This is a genomic window from Zunongwangia sp. L-65, assembly GCF_056859415.1.
The window spans coordinates 125,200-140,601 of sequence record NZ_JBSXOK010000069.1; the positions used below are offsets into that span (position 1 = coordinate 125,200).

Here is a 15,402-nt window from a genome sequence, read left to right on the forward strand (position 1 = left end):
AACAACCTCAGGTAATTGTTTCTCAATGTAACTACAAATTTTTTAGCGCCAATTTAATGAGAGTCTCTACAGTAGGATCTTCTATCTCTTTTATTAGCTTATTTAGAACTTTATCTGCCTGTTTACGGGCGTAGCCCAACGTCTCTAATGCAGATAACGCTTCTTCTTTAATTGTATTGCTCTGTTCTACAAAAACCTCGTCTATACCAAAGATTTTAACAATCTTATCTTTTAAGTCTAAAATAACACGCTGTGCCGTTTTTGCTCCTATCCCTTTTATGCTTTGTATCGTTGCCACGTCTCCAGATGCAATAGCGTCCCTAATTTGAGCAGGATCTAAAGACGAAAGCATTGTTCTGGCGGTACTGGCCCCTATACCACTTACGGAAATAAGAAGTCTAAAGATTTCCCTTTCAGATTTTTCCTGAAATCCAAAAAGGGTATGAGAATCTTCCTTTACCTGCAAATGGGTGAATATAGCAATCTGCTCTTCGTCCTTTATCTTTGAAAAAGTATTAAGCGAAATATGGACAAAATAACCCACGCCATTACAATCTACAACAACATAGGTAGGATTCTTCTCTACCAGTTTGCCCTTTAAGTGATGAATCATACGTTAACCAAAAGTTAAGGCTCAAATGTACTAAAATAAAATAAGGGGAAAAACACTAGTTCTCCCCCTTAAAATCAAGTAAGCGTTAAATTTATTTTTTAGCCTTTTTAGCTTTTTCCTTTTCTTGCGCATCTACAACTGCTACGGCTGCCATATTTACCATTTCTTCAACACTTGCTCCTAACTGAAGAATATGAACAGGCTTGTTCATCCCCATCATAATTGGGCCAATAGAATCGGTATCATTAAGCTCTTTTATAAGTTTATACGCACTGTTTGCTGAATCCAGATTTGGATAAATTAAAGTATTTACTTTTTTTCCTGCTAATTTTGAAAAAGGAAACTTCTTCTGAAGCATTTCTTTATTTAAAGCAAAATCAGACTGAAGTTCTCCATCCACTAATAAATTGGGATGGTAACGATGTAAATAAGAAACGGCATCTTTAACTTTTCTAGCCTGCGGATGATCAGAAGATCCAAAATTGGCGTACGATAACATAGCCATTACCGGTTCTAAACCAAAAAGCCTCACCACACCAGCAGTTAACTGCGCTATTTTTGCCAAATCTTTTGCAGAAGGATCTATATTTATAGAGGTATCACTAATAAAAATTGGCCCCCGACTGGTATTCATAACATTAGTTGCCGCCACTCTCGAAATCCCTTTTGCCATACCTATAAGCTGTAGCATTGGTTTAACAACAGTAGGATAGGCACGGGAATAACCTGAAAGTAAAGCATCGGCGTCCCCTTCATTTACCATCATGGCTGCAAAATAATTACGCTCACGCATTAAACGTTCTGCATCGTACAGGGTTACCCCTTTTCTATTACGAGAATCAAAGTAAGCTTCAGCGTATTTTTGAAGTTTACCCCGCTCTTCATCAGATTTCGGATCGATAATTTCTACATCGGCATCAAAATCGATTTCCCCCATCAGTTCTTTAATCACTTCTCTGCGCCCCAAAAGAATAGGAGTACCAATACCTTCATCGTAAACAATCTGTGCTGCTTTTAGTACATCCAGATGATCTGCTTCAGCAAAGATCACACGCTTTGGATTGTTTTTAGCGCGTTGCATTAGCAAACGGGTAATTTTATTGTCACTGCCCATTCGTTCTAAAAGCTCATCTTCATACTTCTGCCAGTCGGTAATTTCGGTTCTGGCCACACCACTTTCCATTGCCGCTTTGGCAACCGCAGGTGGGACTTTAGCAATAAGCCTTGGATCGAATGGCTTAGGGATTATATAATCTGAGCCAAAATTAAGTCTTGTTTCTCCGTAAGCAATATTCACCTGTTCTGGCACAGGTTCTTTAGCCAGTTCAGCCAGCGCCTTTACAGCGGCCATTTTCATATCCTCATTAATCTTGGTTGCCCTAACGTCTAAGGCCCCACGAAAGATAAAAGGAAATCCAAGTACATTATTTACCTGATTAGGATGATCGCTACGCCCTGTAGCCATAATAACATCTTTACGGGTATCCATCGCCAATTGGTAATCGATCTCTGGATTAGGATTGGCCATAGCAAAAACAATAGGTCGCTTTGCCATACTCTTAAGCATCGCTGGAGAAACGATATCTGCTATGGAAAGACCGATAAAAACATCAGCATCTTTCATAGCATCATCCAGGGTATTTAAATCCCTATCGGTTGCAAATTCCAGTTTTTCCTCTGAAAGATTAGGACGATCTTTTCGTATCACCCCTTTACTATCCAACATCACAATATTTTCAGCCTTTGCACCAAAAGCTTTGTAAAGTTTAGTACAGGAAACAGCTGCCGCACCGGCACCACTCACTACAATCTTAACCTTACTCATTTTCTTTTTTGCCAGCTCCACAGCGTTTAAAAGTGCTGCAGCAGAAATAATAGCAGTCCCGTGCTGATCATCGTGCATTACCGGGATATCCAATTCTTCTTTTAACCTTCGTTCAATTTCAAAAGCTTCCGGAGCTTTGATATCTTCCAGATTAATCCCACCAAAAGTAGGAGCGATATTTTTTACAGTTTCCACAAATGCATCTACATTTTTGGTATCTACTTCGATATCAAAAACATCTATATCTGCAAAAATTTTAAAAAGAAGACCTTTACCTTCCATTACCGGTTTAGAAGCTTCAGGACCTATATCACCAAGTCCCAGAACAGCCGTACCATTACTAATTACGGCCACTAAATTTCCTTTCGTTGTATATTTATAAGCGTTTTCTTTATCTTTTTCGATTTCTAAACAAGGTTCTGCTACACCAGGAGAGTACGCTAAAGAAAGATCTCGTTGTGAAGCATATTTTTTTGTTGGAACGATCTGGATTTTACCGGGCTTCGGCTTCGCATGGTACACCAAGGCTTCCCGTCTTTTTCTTGAGTTGTTGCTCATAACTTTTGGTTTTAGCTATTACAAAGTTAGCAAGGTAGATGACATTAACTACTTAAAAATTTTAAAATAATGGTAAGATTTTAACCTGTTTTAGTCAAATATGACGTTTAAGGTTACGATTTTTTAGAGCATAAATTAAAATTCGAATCACTTAGGAATCCAAAAACTTAATATTACGCTTTAAACCTTCGAATTTAGTTCTTTTAACTGCAGATTTTCGAAAGATTTCATTGAAAGTTTCCCTGGTAATTTCCTGCCAGTCTTTTTTATCGAATTTCAACAAATCCGGATGAGGATCAAAAAGTGGCTCATTATGCGGTTTTGAAAATCGATTCCAGGGACACACATCCTGGCAAATATCGCAACCAAACATCCAGTCTTCGAAAGTGTTTTTAAAACTGTTGGGCAACTCGTCCTTTAACTCTATCGTAAAATAGGAAATGCACTTACTACCATCTACTTTATACGGTTCTACAATCGCATTGGTAGGACAGGCATCTATACACGCAGTACAGGTACCGCAATGATCGGTAACCGGAGTATCCTCCTTTAATTCTAAATCAACAATTAACTCGGCTATAAAGAAAAAGGATCCTGCTTTTTTAGATAATAAATTCGAGTTTTTACCAATCCATCCTAAACCACTTTTTGCCGCCCAGGCTTTATCTAAAACCGGTGCCGAATCTACAAAAGCACGTCCTGCTACTTCCCCTATTTCACTTTGTATAAATTGAAGCAAAGATTTCAGCTTATCCTTAATGACAAAATGATAATCTTTACCATAGGCGTATTTACTGATTTTATAGGATTCGGGATTCTGAACTTTATCTGGATAATAATTCAACAATAAGGAGATGACACTTTTAGAACCATCTACCAGCTTTGTAGGATCAAGTCGTTTATCAAAATGGTTTTCCATATAGGACATTTTTCCATTTCGATTTTTATTCAGCCACTCTTCAAGTCTTGGCGCTTCTTCTTCTAAAAAACCAGCCTTACTAATTCCACAGGACATAAACCCCAGTCGTATTGCTTCCTCTTTAATAAGATTTGTATATTTTGCTTTATTTCCTACGATCATCAAGCTCTTTTCTCAAATTCTACGTAAGCATTTTTGGGTTTCAGGGTGATTAGAGGCAAGATTTCGATATCTTCTTTTACCGATAAAATTTTAAAGTTTAAAATTAATTCTGAAACCGCCAAAATCATCTCGTACATCGCAAAATTGCTACCAATACATTTTCTTGGGCCTGCTCCAAAAGGAAAATAGGCCATTGGGTTCTTTTCTGAAGTAAAACGATCTGGATTAAATTCTAAGGGCTGCTCCCAGTGTTTCTCACTGCGATGAATCTCATAAAATGAAAATAAAAGATCTGAACCTTTATCGAGTTTTATTCCATTAAACTCATCTTCTTCCAAATTCACCCTATCCATAAAATAAGCTGGCGGATACAAGCGCATACTCTCTAAAATTACATTTTGCGTGTAGGGGCAGCTTTGAACAAACTCCATTAAACTAGTTGTAGCTTCTGAAGCGACCTTTACTTCACTGTAAATTTTATCCTGAATTTGTGGATTTTGAGCCAGAAGTTGTGTGGTAAAACTCAGTGAATTTGAAGTCGTTTCATGCCCTGCTACAAAAAGTATAAGAATTTCGTCGATTAACTGCTCTTCACGCATAGGCTGTCCATCTTCATATCTTGCATCCAGTAGCATATCCAAAAGATCATCATAACGCTTAGGATTTTGCTTTCTTTTATGGACAATATTCCTTAAAATTAGTCTGGATTCCTCACTAAGCTTAAGATGGTATTTTAGTTTTCCACTTAAACTAAACCATAGACGTTTATAGGGCTGCCGCAATTCTTTCACCAGCATTTTCTGATTCTCTTCGGTCACATACTGAAGTCGATTGATTTCTTCCTGACTTGCAGCGCTACTAAAGAGGGACTTCACCACAGTTTGAAAGGCCAGATCATTAAAAACTGGAAAGATATCCATTGTTTTCCCCGGCCGAATCTTCACATATTCTACCCGAATAGCCTCTAAAACCGTATCAAGTAAATTTGCAATATGCTTTTTATGAAATGCAGGTTGAATAAGTTTTCGCTGTTTCTGCCAGTGTTCCCCGTTAGAGGTCAAAAGGCCATTCCCAACATATTTTACCAGATCTTTGGTTTGAATTTCAGATTTGATGTAGTTCTTTTGATTTTTCTGGAGCACATATTGCGCAAATTCAGCATCCCTACAAAAAATAACAGATTTTTTACGGCCGATATTTAACCTAAAAATATCACCATGTTTTTGGAAATTCTCATGATGAAAGGGTAGCGGATTTTTTACAATCCTGGCTGCATTTTTTAAAAATGTTAATGTGGAAACCTCTGGAATTTCTCTCCTCATATTCAAAATCGTCAAAATTAAAACCGCATTTCTTCCTCACTTAAAACAAACCTCCCTGACTAGCACCACGAGATTTCCCTAAATGTTTATAAGCAGCTTCGGTTACCTCTCTCCCTCTTGGTGTTCGATAAATAAAGCCCTGCTGTATTAAAAAAGGCTCATAAACTTCCTCGATAGTCTCTGCACTCTCACTAACCGCCGTAGCCAGCGTAGTGATCCCTACAGGACCACCTTTAAATTTATCGATAATTGTTTCTAAGATCCTATTATCCATTTCGTCCAAACCATGGGCATCAACATTTAACGCCTTAAGACCATATTTGGCAATACCGATATCTATTTTTCCATCACCTTTGATTTGTGCAAAATCGCGCACCCTTCTTAAAAGCGCATTGGCAATACGTGGGGTACCGCGACTACGCCCAGCAATCTCTATGGCTGCTTCCATAGTGATAGGGACCTTTAAAATCTGCGCACTACGCTGTACAATATCAGAAAGCAATTCAGTAGAATAATATTGCAATCGGCTGGAAATACCAAATCGAGCACGCATTGGTGCTGTAAGCAATCCTGACCTGGTGGTAGCGCCTATCAGGGTAAACGGACTCAGATTAAGCTGTACACTACGTGCATTTGGACCAGATTCAATCATAATATCGATACGATAATCTTCCATCGCTGAATACAGGTACTCCTCTACAATCGGACTTAATCTGTGGATCTCATCTATAAAAAGAATGTCCCGTTCATCCAGATTCGTTAACAGCCCTGCTAAATCTCCGGGCTTATCCAAAACGGGACCGGAGGTAATTTTTAACCCCACACCAAGCTCATTAGCTAAAATATGCGCCAGTGTTGTCTTCCCCAGGCCGGGTGGGCCATGCAAAAGGGTGTGATCTAAAGCCTCACTTCTTAAATTCGCCGCTGCCACAAAAACCTTCAGATTATCCAAAACCTGTTCCTGACCGGCAAAATCATCAAAACTAAGGGGTCTTAGCGCTCTTTCTATATCAAATTCTTCCGGAGAAAAATTTTCACCAGTGGCATCCAGGTTTTCATTCATAACAGATCAATTAATTTTCACCTAAGTATAGGCAAAACAAAGATAAAATAAAAAAGCCTCTTCAATTAAGAAAAGGCTTTGGTGTATTTTTAAAGAAGTTAAGATTCAAAAATTTGCAATAATTAAAAATAAAAGATCATCATAGTCATATTTACTTGGGTATTCATTTGAGTTCATAAAGGTAGCAGGCGTATACCTTATATTATTTCTGTCAGTCCAATTCCTGTGCTCTTCTAAAGCTACGAAATCATTAAATTTAAAATCGCCATAATCAGAAACTAATTTATTTATATTCTTATGCTCAAACCACTACAAATAAACCTCTATAAACTCTTTAGCTCCATAAGTTTTATAAACTTCAAAAAGTTTTAAGGCTACTTTATTCTGAGCATCATCTTTGGGATTTAGTATTGTATTAAAACGTATAATTATCTTAATATTATCCAAAGAATTATATACCTTAATATAATTAACAAAAGCATTTTCACAGAATCCACAGTATGGATTTGTAACCGTTGTAATAATCATATCTCCATTCCCTTTCTTTAATATAATATCATTGTCAAGTATATCAGAAGAAATACTACTACTCTCTTTATATAAAAAATGAAATATATTCGAATCTTTCTTAAACCGAACTAATTGTAAATTTGCTTTCTTTAATTCCACATTTTCTTTAAAAAGTTTTTTGAAAGTAAAATGTGTGATAACTGCCATAATTATTGAAACAAGCAACTGAGAAATCTCAGAAATTCTGATTTGCAATTCAAAAAGATAAAAACCTAAAAAAAGTAAAGTATAACTCCATCCTAAAATAATTATACATAAAACGCAAAATCCCTTTATATAAAATTTTTGAATCGCAAGACTTATAATTGAAATAGGTAGTACGGACAATAATACTATCAAAAGAATATTATCAAATCCCCAAGTGAATATATAAAATAAGTTAATAGCAAAAAAATTGTACTAAGATCAGAAAATTTAAATGATATTAAAAAGGGTAATTTATAATTTAAGGCTGCGTCACAACCACTCTCAGAAATTTTTGAACATAACTTATCAATGTTTTTAGATTTATAACCATTCTCTTGATTTATAATGTAAGTAGAGATTAAAATTCCAAATATCACTACTACTAAATAAATTATTTCTAACGTTTGAAATTTGTTTAAGATAGAGAAAGCTACTAATGAAAAAATGACGCAAAATACAAACAATTTTTTACTACCCCCTCGAAAATTTCTCCTAAAATTAATTTTTCGTCTTTCGTTGGTTCAATTAAAATCACTTTAGGTTTCCAAATATCCATGAAATTCGGAGAACTCATATTAATTTTACGTCCGGACAAATGAACCTTTAAAATTGACTTTTTTTTCTTTCTACTAATGCAATAACATCTTCATTATCGTACCTGATTACAGTCAAAAAGTTTTTAGGTAATTCTTTTAATTTTTCGGGATCAATTTTCAGAGCCAAATTCGATATCCCGAAATAATTTAATGTGTCAGTTATGGCATTAAATGAAGATGCATTCGGGTGTGTTCTAAGATGATCAAAATAATCATTCACAATCCCAAAATAACCGTTGAGGATAAGATATTTCTTTATTTCTTTTCTCATACAATAAAAAAATCCTCTAAAATTAGAGGAAAAAATTTATATTTTTAATTAGTATTACAACCTGTAACAGTTACCAGCACAGTCGTGACAACCAGGGTTTGCCTGACATCCATAACCAGGACAACAATCTGCTGCAGTTTCACAATGAGCTCCGGCAGGCTCGGGACATTTTTTTTCTAAAGCTCCACCATAAATTACTTTCTGTTCATCTCTTGATAGCACAGCTCCTAATTCTTTAAATTGATTAAAATCCATAATTAAAAAGTTTTATTTATTTAAATTTAAAAAATTATATTCCACACACAAAAATATTGCCTTTTTTAACAGAAATAAAATGAAAAACCTAATTTTCCTAACTACCGTCAATTAGATAAGAAAGATTGTGGCCCAACATGCCTTCGAATTATTGCAAAATACTATAGAAAGGAAATTAACATTCGTTATCTTTGGTTATTAGCCAATACATCTCGAATTGGCAGCTCTATATTATCACTAGCCACCACTGCTGAAAAAATCGGAATAAGGACCTTGAGCGTAAAAGTATCAATAGAAGAACTAAAGCAAGCTCCATTACCATCCATAATTCTTTGGGATCAAAATCATTTTGTTGTCTTATATAAAATAAAGAAAAATCAGTTTTACATTTCGGATCCCGCAATAGAATTACAAAACTACGGCTAAAATATTTTCAAAACATTGGATTGGAAGAGTAGAAAACGATGAGTCTCCAAAAGGCATCGCCCTCCTATTGAAACCAAGCAACAACTTTAAAGACACGGAAATAGTTCTTGAAGAAACCTCTGATAGCTTCAACTTTAAACACCTGTCAAATTATCTTTTAAGATATAAAAAACCTTATATAACAATTAATTTTAGGTTTACTTTTAACTAGTATCTTACAATTAGCGATACCATTTATGAACCAAAGCGTTATAGATGTAGGCATAAAAAATAATGATATTGAATTTATCTATCTATTTTTAATAGCACAAATAACATTGATATTTAGCAAAAATTCAGTTGAGGTTTTAAGAAGCTTTATCCGTCTACATCTTAGCACGAGAGTAAACATCTCAATACTCTCTGATTTCTTTTTAAAATTAATGAATCTTCCAATCGAATATTTCGACACTAGAATGACAGGAGCTCTAATGCAAAGAACAAGTGATCATAAAAGAATTGAACAAATTTTAACCACGTCGTCATTAGAGTTCATTTTTTCATTATTTACATTTATTACGTTTTCAGTAGTATTAGGAATTTATAATTTAAAGATACCGTTTGTTTTTCTTTTAGGGAACATAATTTACTTCGTTTGGATCTTCCTTTTTATGAAAAAAAGGAAAATTATTGATAGTTACACCTTTAAATATCGTGGTCAGGAGCAAAGCAAAATTATTAGAATAATTAATGGTATGCAGGAAATAAAATTATTTAATTGATTATCCGTAATTAGTCATACCCTGTGATTCCTGCTATTACGAACCCATCGACGAGCCTTTCTCCGAAATATCTCCTGTTAAGTTTGTAGATAAATTCATTGAGGTAGAACTGTAGGTATTTGCCCTTTATTTTGTTATAATTCCCAACGAAGTTCTTCTTAGAATTACTGAGGGTAATATGTACCCATCGCAAGGTTTCTTTGGTAAGTCACTGGCTGGATTTTTCAGAGATATGTAACTTCACATAGTCTACTACATCGACGTAGGAGGTATTATCATCACTTAAGACAATGCTTTTTTCGTCAAAACTTTCTTTAACAGTCTGATTGATCCCTTCGGCTTTATGGTGGTCCAGCACTTTTGCCTTGAAGTAGCGGCACTGACTTGACTTTTTTCCGCTTTCAAGATCTTCCAGCTGTTCCGACTTTGCCATTACCGCAACGTTGGATTTGCCTGCAGCACCCCGGCGACGCTTCCCTTTTGATTTTTCTACTTCACAACCTTCCACGGTAAAATAGCCCTGATCCATTTCTATCACCCCCTACAAAGTATAGCCTGCATCACGCCTGCCCATTGCACGGCGTAACTTATGCACCATTGACCACACAGACTCATAGCGTTTCATCCACAATTGTTTTTGTATTTCTTTACTGGAAAAGCCTTTTTTGGTAGCATTCATAAGGAATATTGTTTTATATCATACCTAAAAGGGAAGGTTTGATCCCTGCATAATGGTAACGCTACGCAAAGAAGTCCGGCTTCGGCACTCCTTGCACTCATAGCTCCAGCGGCTCTGGATCCAAAAATGTTCAGTGTGACCGCATCGTTTGCATACCACCCCAATCTTATCCCTTTCTTCTTTAAAATGAATCCGACAGGCTTCCTCGCTATCAAAATGCGACGTAAAAGTGAATAGGTTCATACCACTGGTTTTGAGATAAATATAAATGAAGGGAAAAATAAATTTACTCACAAATCAAAAATTTCAGGACAAATATCATACGTTAAATTATTGAAAAAAAATCAATTAATAAGTAAAAATGATTTACTCTAATTGATTTTTAAAAACCAAAAAAAATTATAGCACATTAAATATTACAACAAAATTATGCCAAAAAAAGGAATGGAAGCTAAAATTCATTTGGATAAATTTCCAACTGATGAATATGGAAAAATATATAGAAAGGTAAAGTACATATCAAATTCGCAAAACCAAGATGGATCTTATGAAATGATCATTGATTTGGGTTCTAAACTAATTACTAGCAAAAATAAAAAGATTAATTTTAATGGAGAAATAATTGGTAATTGCAGAATTACAGTTTCAAAAAAATTATTTTTAAGTTTCATTTTTGACAAATTAAAATCTAAAATAATTATTGAATGAAATTTCTTCATACTCAAAACAAGTATGATTTCTAAAATTTTCACCAGTGGCATCCAGGTTTTCATTCATAACAGATCAATTAATTTTCGCCTAAGTATAGGCAAAACAAAGATAAAATAAAAAAGCCTCTTCAATTAAGAAAAGGCTTTGGTGTATTTTAATATTCTTTTTATTAATGATGTAAATCTTCTTCATTTTCCTGCATCGGCACCGTTTGTGGCACGTAATCCTGCCCTTTTATCACGTACTCTCCATCCGCATTCGTCTTACTGTAATCGTAAGCCCAACGATAAACCACAGGAAGTTCTCCTGGCCAGTTACCATGGATATGCTCTACCGGAGTTGTCCATTCCAGTGTATTCGATTTCCAAGGGTTCATTGTAGCTTTCTTACCGTAGAACATGGAACTAAAGAAATTATAAATAAACACTATTTGCACCAGTGCAGTTACGATAGCACATACTGTTACGATCACGTTGATATCTGCAAGATCATCAAAATATGGGAAATAGGTATTTGTATAATAACGTCTTGGAAGACCGGCCATACCAAGGAAATGCATAGGGAAGAAAACTCCGTAAGCTCCTACCGCTGTCACCCAAAAGTGGATATACCCAAGATTTTTATTCATCATACGACCAAACATCTTTGGGAACCAGTGATAAACACCGGCAAAAAGACCATACAATGCAGATATACCCATTACCAAGTGGAAGTGAGCCACCACAAAGTACGTATCATGAACGTTAATATCTAATGTTGAATCCCCAAGAATAATACCGGTTAAACCACCAGTAATAAATGTTGATACTAATCCTATAGAGAATAGCATACCAGGGTTCATTTGGAGGTTACCCTTCCATAACGTTGTGATATAGTTGAAAGCTTTTACCGCAGAAGGGATGGCAATCAATAATGTAGTAAATGTAAATACTGATCCTAAGAATGGGTTCATACCAGACACGAACATATGGTGTCCCCATACAATGGTTGAAAGGAAACCAATCGCCAATATCGAAGCGATCATTGCACGGTATCCAAAGATTGGTTTACGAGAGTTGGTAGCCACAACCTCTGAAGTAATACCAAGTGCTGGAAGGATTACAATGTATACCTCTGGGTGACCCAGGAACCAGAATAAATGCTCAAAAAGAACTGGTGAACCACCGTGGTGACTAAGCACTTCCCCATCTAAGAAAATATCACTTAAAAAGAACGAAGTACCAAAACTTCTATCCATAATAAGTAATAAGGCCGCAGATAATAATACAGGGAACGAAACCAAACCTAAGATAGCAGTTACAAAGAACGCCCAAATAGTTAATGGCAGTCTGGTCATAGACATTCCTTTAGTCCTAAGGTTAATAACAGTAACTATATAATTAATACCACCCAGTAACTGAGAAGCGATAAACAGTGCCATAGAAACTAGCCAAAGCGTCATCCCCATTCCAGAACCTCCAATGGCTTGTGGAAGGGCACTTAATGGTGGATAAATAGTCCAACCTGAAGAGGCCGGTCCTGCTTCTACAAATAGTGAACAAAGCATTATCACACAAGCTATGAAAAACAACCAGTAGGATAACATGTTCATAAATCCTGAAGCCATATCGCGCGCACCGATTTGCAGTGGAATAAGGAGGTTACTAAACGTACCACTTAATCCTGCAGTAAGCACAAAGAATACCATGATGGTACCATGAATAGTTACCAATGCTAGATAAATATTGGGTGTCATCACACCGTCTGGCGCCCATTTACCCAGTAAAGCTTCAAATATAGCGAAAGACTGCTCTGGCCAAGCTAATTGAATTCTAAACAAGATAGACATTCCAATTCCTACAATTCCCATCAATAAACCTGTAATAAGGAACTGCTTAGCAACCATTTTATGATCAAAGCTAAAAATATACTTTGATATAAACGTTTGCTTATGATGATGTCCGTGATCCTCGTGGTGATCGTGAGCTGGTGCGTTTACTACTGCTGACATATCTTTATTATAATACTTTAAATTCTTTAATATTTTTATTCCTCAGACATTGATTCCCCAAAAGTAGATTGTTCGGCTAACCATGCTTCATAATCGGCTTCAGACTCTACTATTACCTTCATCTGCATATTGTAGTGCGCCTGTCCACAAATTTTGTTACATAGCAAGAAATAATCAAACTCGTAAGAATCATCTCCGTTATCCTTTCTGATATCATTGATACGTTCTACCTTATCAACCATATCATCACTATTCCTCATTTCTTCTGTAGTTACCGTTGGTGTAAATCCAAACTGAGTAATCATCCCAGGAACCACATTCATTTGCGCTCTAAAATGTGGAAAATAAGCGGAGTGTAAAACGTCCTGTGATCTTAATTTAAACAACACTGGTCTATTTACCGGTAAGTGTAACTCTCTCACAATCTTATCATCCTGTGCATAAGAATCTTCTTTATCCACACCCAAAGCATTTATTCCTTCAATGAATCTAACATTTGCTTTACCCAATGTATTATCCTCTCCGGCATATCTTGCCGTCCAGCTAAACTGCTGTGCATAAAGCTCGATAACCAATGGGTCCTCATCTTCATTAACACTCATTATATCATTCCATGTAAATAAACCATAGATAATTAAACCTGCTAAAACAATTACAGGAATAATGGTCCAGATAAATTCCAACTTATCATTATCTGCATAGAACAATGCTCTTTTACCTTTAGCGCCTCTATACTTATAAGCAAAATAATGCAATAAAGCCTGAGTAACAATCTGAACAAACATGATCAATAACATTGAGATCAACATTAGATTGTCATATTTGCCTCCATGCTCTGAAGCTGCATCCGGAAGAGTTACATTCGTAAAAGTCCAAAAACAGTAAAACATTAAAAGATATAGGAAAACGGCAAACCCCATCATTAATTTACCCTGGTTCTCGTTATCCTTGTTGTTAGCTACCTGAGAGGTATCTGCATCAGGCGATTTTGACAATTCAAATATTTTTGAAATCTGCCATCCCGTTACAGCAAGAAGTGCTAATACTATGATTACTAAAAATACGGTCATTTTATAAAGTCTTCTTTAAACAATCAATCTTTAATTAGTAATGGTAATTTTCACTTTCCTTAAGGAAAGGATTACCTTTTGGATATAAGGATTCTTTCGCCAGGCCTGTCCCAACACAGAATATAAACAATCCAAGGAAAAATAATATTCCAGCAATTTCAGTGATACCGAAAGACCAATGAGGACCAACAGTAGAAGGCATGATCAATAAGAAAATATCGATATAATGCCCCACAAGAATTACCACTCCTGCCATAATCACAAACCAAGGAATACGTTTGTAATCACTGTTGATTAACATCAGGATTGGGAATATGAAGTTCAGCACCAACATTCCAAAGAAAAGCAGATTGTATTCTTCTATTCTGATAATAAAATAAGTTACTTCTTCCGGAATGTTTGCATACCATATCAGCAGGAACTGACCAAACCAAAGGTACGTCCAGAATACACTAAAGGCAAACATAAATTTAGCCAAATCATGTAAATGACTATCATTTACAAATTTAAGATGACCAATTTTCTTAAGGAACATGGTAACTAAAGCTATAACAGTAATTGCTGATACAAACATACTTGCAAAAACATACCAAGCAAAAAGCGTACTGTACCAGTGAGGCGTCATACTCATAAACCAGTCCCATGCCATTGTAGTTTCAGTTATTACAAAGAACAACAAGAAAAATACTGAAGCTTTAAAATTCTTTTTATAAGGAGTAAGTGTAGTTGCAGTAGCCTGCGCCAAAGAGTTTCTTCTGGCTACAAATCGATATAAATTCCAACCGATTAAGTATATAATCGCTCTTATCACGAAGAATGGAAAATTAAGATATCCCGATTTTCCTTGAAGAATAACATCTTCTTCAACCAATTCGTGATTCTGCCAGGGATAAAAATGAGTTCCTGCAAAAATAACGATTAATACCACGATAATAGATCCTGGCAACAAGTAATTTGTAACACCTTCTATCACTCGAAATAATACCGGAGACCAACCTGCCTGGGCAACGTACTGAATGGCGTAAAACACTAGAGCTCCTAATGCAATCATAAAGAAAAAGAAAGCTGAAACAAACATTGCCGACCAAGGTTTTGTTTGAAACTGGTGTAACAAGTGCTCCATATGAGAGTCACCATGCTCTCCTTCTGCATGAGCACTTTCCCCATGTCCTTCAGAGGCTTTTGCATGACCTTCATCCATGGCCATACCATGTTCCTCTGTTGCTACTGAAGCCTCATCGTGTTCAGCACCATGTTCTCCGTGAGCATCTGCCGCCAATAATTCCTTCAATTCTTCTTCGTTCGATGGTGTAGAAATAAATCCATAAACCAAACCTATGGCACCAACAATTACTAGAATAATTGCAGTTAATTTTAATTTACTAGAAAGCGTATACATATTACTAGATCTAAAAGCTATATTCC

14 protein-coding genes and 1 pseudogene are annotated in these 15,402 nt (G+C 35.8%); 3 read left to right on the forward strand and 12 right to left on the reverse strand.

Annotation, left to right across the window (positions count from 1 at the left end; all coding sequences use genetic code 11):
• Positions 1 to 31: 31 nt before the first annotated feature.
• From ruvA to AC13DP_RS14435, 8 genes are all read right to left on the reverse strand, one after another.
• The gene (gene ruvA / locus AC13DP_RS14400) at positions 32 to 613 is read right to left on the reverse strand and encodes a Holliday junction branch migration protein RuvA (protein ID WP_228249598.1); all 582 of its coding nucleotides are present in this window, start codon (positions 611 to 613) and stop codon (positions 32 to 34) included.
• A 91-nt stretch (positions 614 to 704) separates the two neighbouring features.
• Positions 705 to 2,996: an NADP-dependent malic enzyme gene (locus AC13DP_RS14405; RefSeq protein ID WP_013070098.1), complete on the reverse strand. Its 2,292-nt coding sequence runs from the start codon at positions 2,994 to 2,996 to the stop codon at positions 705 to 707.
• Between the two features lie 151 nt (positions 2,997 to 3,147).
• Complete coding sequence (gene queG, locus AC13DP_RS14410) at positions 3,148 to 4,077, reverse strand: tRNA epoxyqueuosine(34) reductase QueG (protein ID WP_483067991.1); 930 nt, start codon at positions 4,075 to 4,077, stop codon at positions 3,148 to 3,150.
• On the reverse strand, positions 4,077 to 5,399 hold the full coding sequence (locus AC13DP_RS14415; RefSeq protein ID WP_483067992.1) for a cytochrome P450: 1,323 nt from the start codon (positions 5,397 to 5,399) through the stop codon (positions 4,077 to 4,079). Before AC13DP_RS14415 ends, queG begins: the two co-directional genes overlap by 1 nt.
• A 40-nt stretch (positions 5,400 to 5,439) precedes the next feature.
• Positions 5,440 to 6,462, reverse strand: a complete 1,023-nt coding sequence (ruvB, locus tag AC13DP_RS14420; RefSeq protein ID WP_483067993.1) for a Holliday junction branch migration DNA helicase RuvB — start codon at positions 6,460 to 6,462, stop codon at positions 5,440 to 5,442.
• 309 nt (positions 6,463 to 6,771) lie between these two features.
• Positions 6,772 to 7,371 carry a hypothetical protein gene (locus AC13DP_RS14425; protein WP_347407360.1) on the reverse strand — a complete coding sequence of 200 codons (600 nt, stop codon included), beginning with the start codon at positions 7,369 to 7,371 and terminating at the stop codon, positions 6,772 to 6,774.
• A gap of 450 nt (positions 7,372 to 7,821) precedes the next feature.
• Positions 7,822 to 8,085: a hypothetical protein gene (locus AC13DP_RS14430; RefSeq protein ID WP_347407359.1), complete on the reverse strand. Its 264-nt coding sequence runs from the start codon at positions 8,083 to 8,085 to the stop codon at positions 7,822 to 7,824.
• A gap of 54 nt (positions 8,086 to 8,139) precedes the next feature.
• Positions 8,140 to 8,340, reverse strand: a complete 201-nt coding sequence (locus tag AC13DP_RS14435) for a hypothetical protein (RefSeq protein WP_347407358.1) — start codon at positions 8,338 to 8,340, stop codon at positions 8,140 to 8,142.
• 150 nt (positions 8,341 to 8,490) lie between these two features.
• Between AC13DP_RS14435 and AC13DP_RS14440 the strand changes: the two genes are divergently transcribed.
• Positions 8,491 to 8,766 carry a cysteine peptidase family C39 domain-containing protein gene (locus tag AC13DP_RS14440; RefSeq protein ID WP_483068039.1) on the forward strand — a complete coding sequence of 92 codons (276 nt, stop codon included), beginning with the start codon at positions 8,491 to 8,493 and terminating at the stop codon, positions 8,764 to 8,766.
• Between the two features lie 236 nt (positions 8,767 to 9,002).
• The gene (locus tag AC13DP_RS14445) at positions 9,003 to 9,527 is read left to right on the forward strand and encodes an ABC transporter transmembrane domain-containing protein (RefSeq protein WP_483067994.1); all 525 of its coding nucleotides are present in this window, start codon (positions 9,003 to 9,005) and stop codon (positions 9,525 to 9,527) included.
• A gap of 10 nt (positions 9,528 to 9,537) precedes the next feature.
• Here AC13DP_RS14445 and AC13DP_RS14450 read toward each other — a convergent pair.
• A pseudogene (locus AC13DP_RS14450) lies at positions 9,538 to 10,449 on the reverse strand (IS1595 family transposase).
• A 186-nt stretch (positions 10,450 to 10,635) separates the two neighbouring features.
• Here AC13DP_RS14450 and AC13DP_RS14455 point away from each other — a divergent pair.
• The gene (locus AC13DP_RS14455; RefSeq protein ID WP_347407357.1) at positions 10,636 to 10,914 is read left to right on the forward strand and encodes a hypothetical protein; all 279 of its coding nucleotides are present in this window, start codon (positions 10,636 to 10,638) and stop codon (positions 10,912 to 10,914) included.
• Positions 10,915 to 11,086: 172 nt separating this feature from the next.
• On the opposite strand, the gene AC13DP_RS14460 is transcribed toward AC13DP_RS14455, so the two are convergent.
• Genes AC13DP_RS14460 through AC13DP_RS14470 form a run of 3 tightly spaced genes read right to left on the reverse strand, consistent with a single transcriptional unit; the run spans position 11,087 to position 15,376 of the window.
• Complete coding sequence (locus AC13DP_RS14460) at positions 11,087 to 12,907, reverse strand: cytochrome c oxidase subunit I (RefSeq protein ID WP_013070094.1); 1,821 nt, start codon at positions 12,905 to 12,907, stop codon at positions 11,087 to 11,089.
• 35 nt (positions 12,908 to 12,942) lie between these two features.
• Positions 12,943 to 13,977 carry a cytochrome c oxidase subunit II gene (locus AC13DP_RS14465; RefSeq protein WP_347407356.1) on the reverse strand — a complete coding sequence of 345 codons (1,035 nt, stop codon included), beginning with the start codon at positions 13,975 to 13,977 and terminating at the stop codon, positions 12,943 to 12,945.
• A gap of 34 nt (positions 13,978 to 14,011) precedes the next feature.
• Complete coding sequence (locus AC13DP_RS14470) at positions 14,012 to 15,376, reverse strand: quinol:cytochrome C oxidoreductase (RefSeq protein WP_483067995.1); 1,365 nt, start codon at positions 15,374 to 15,376, stop codon at positions 14,012 to 14,014.
• Between the last annotated feature and the right edge of the window lie 26 nt (positions 15,377 to 15,402).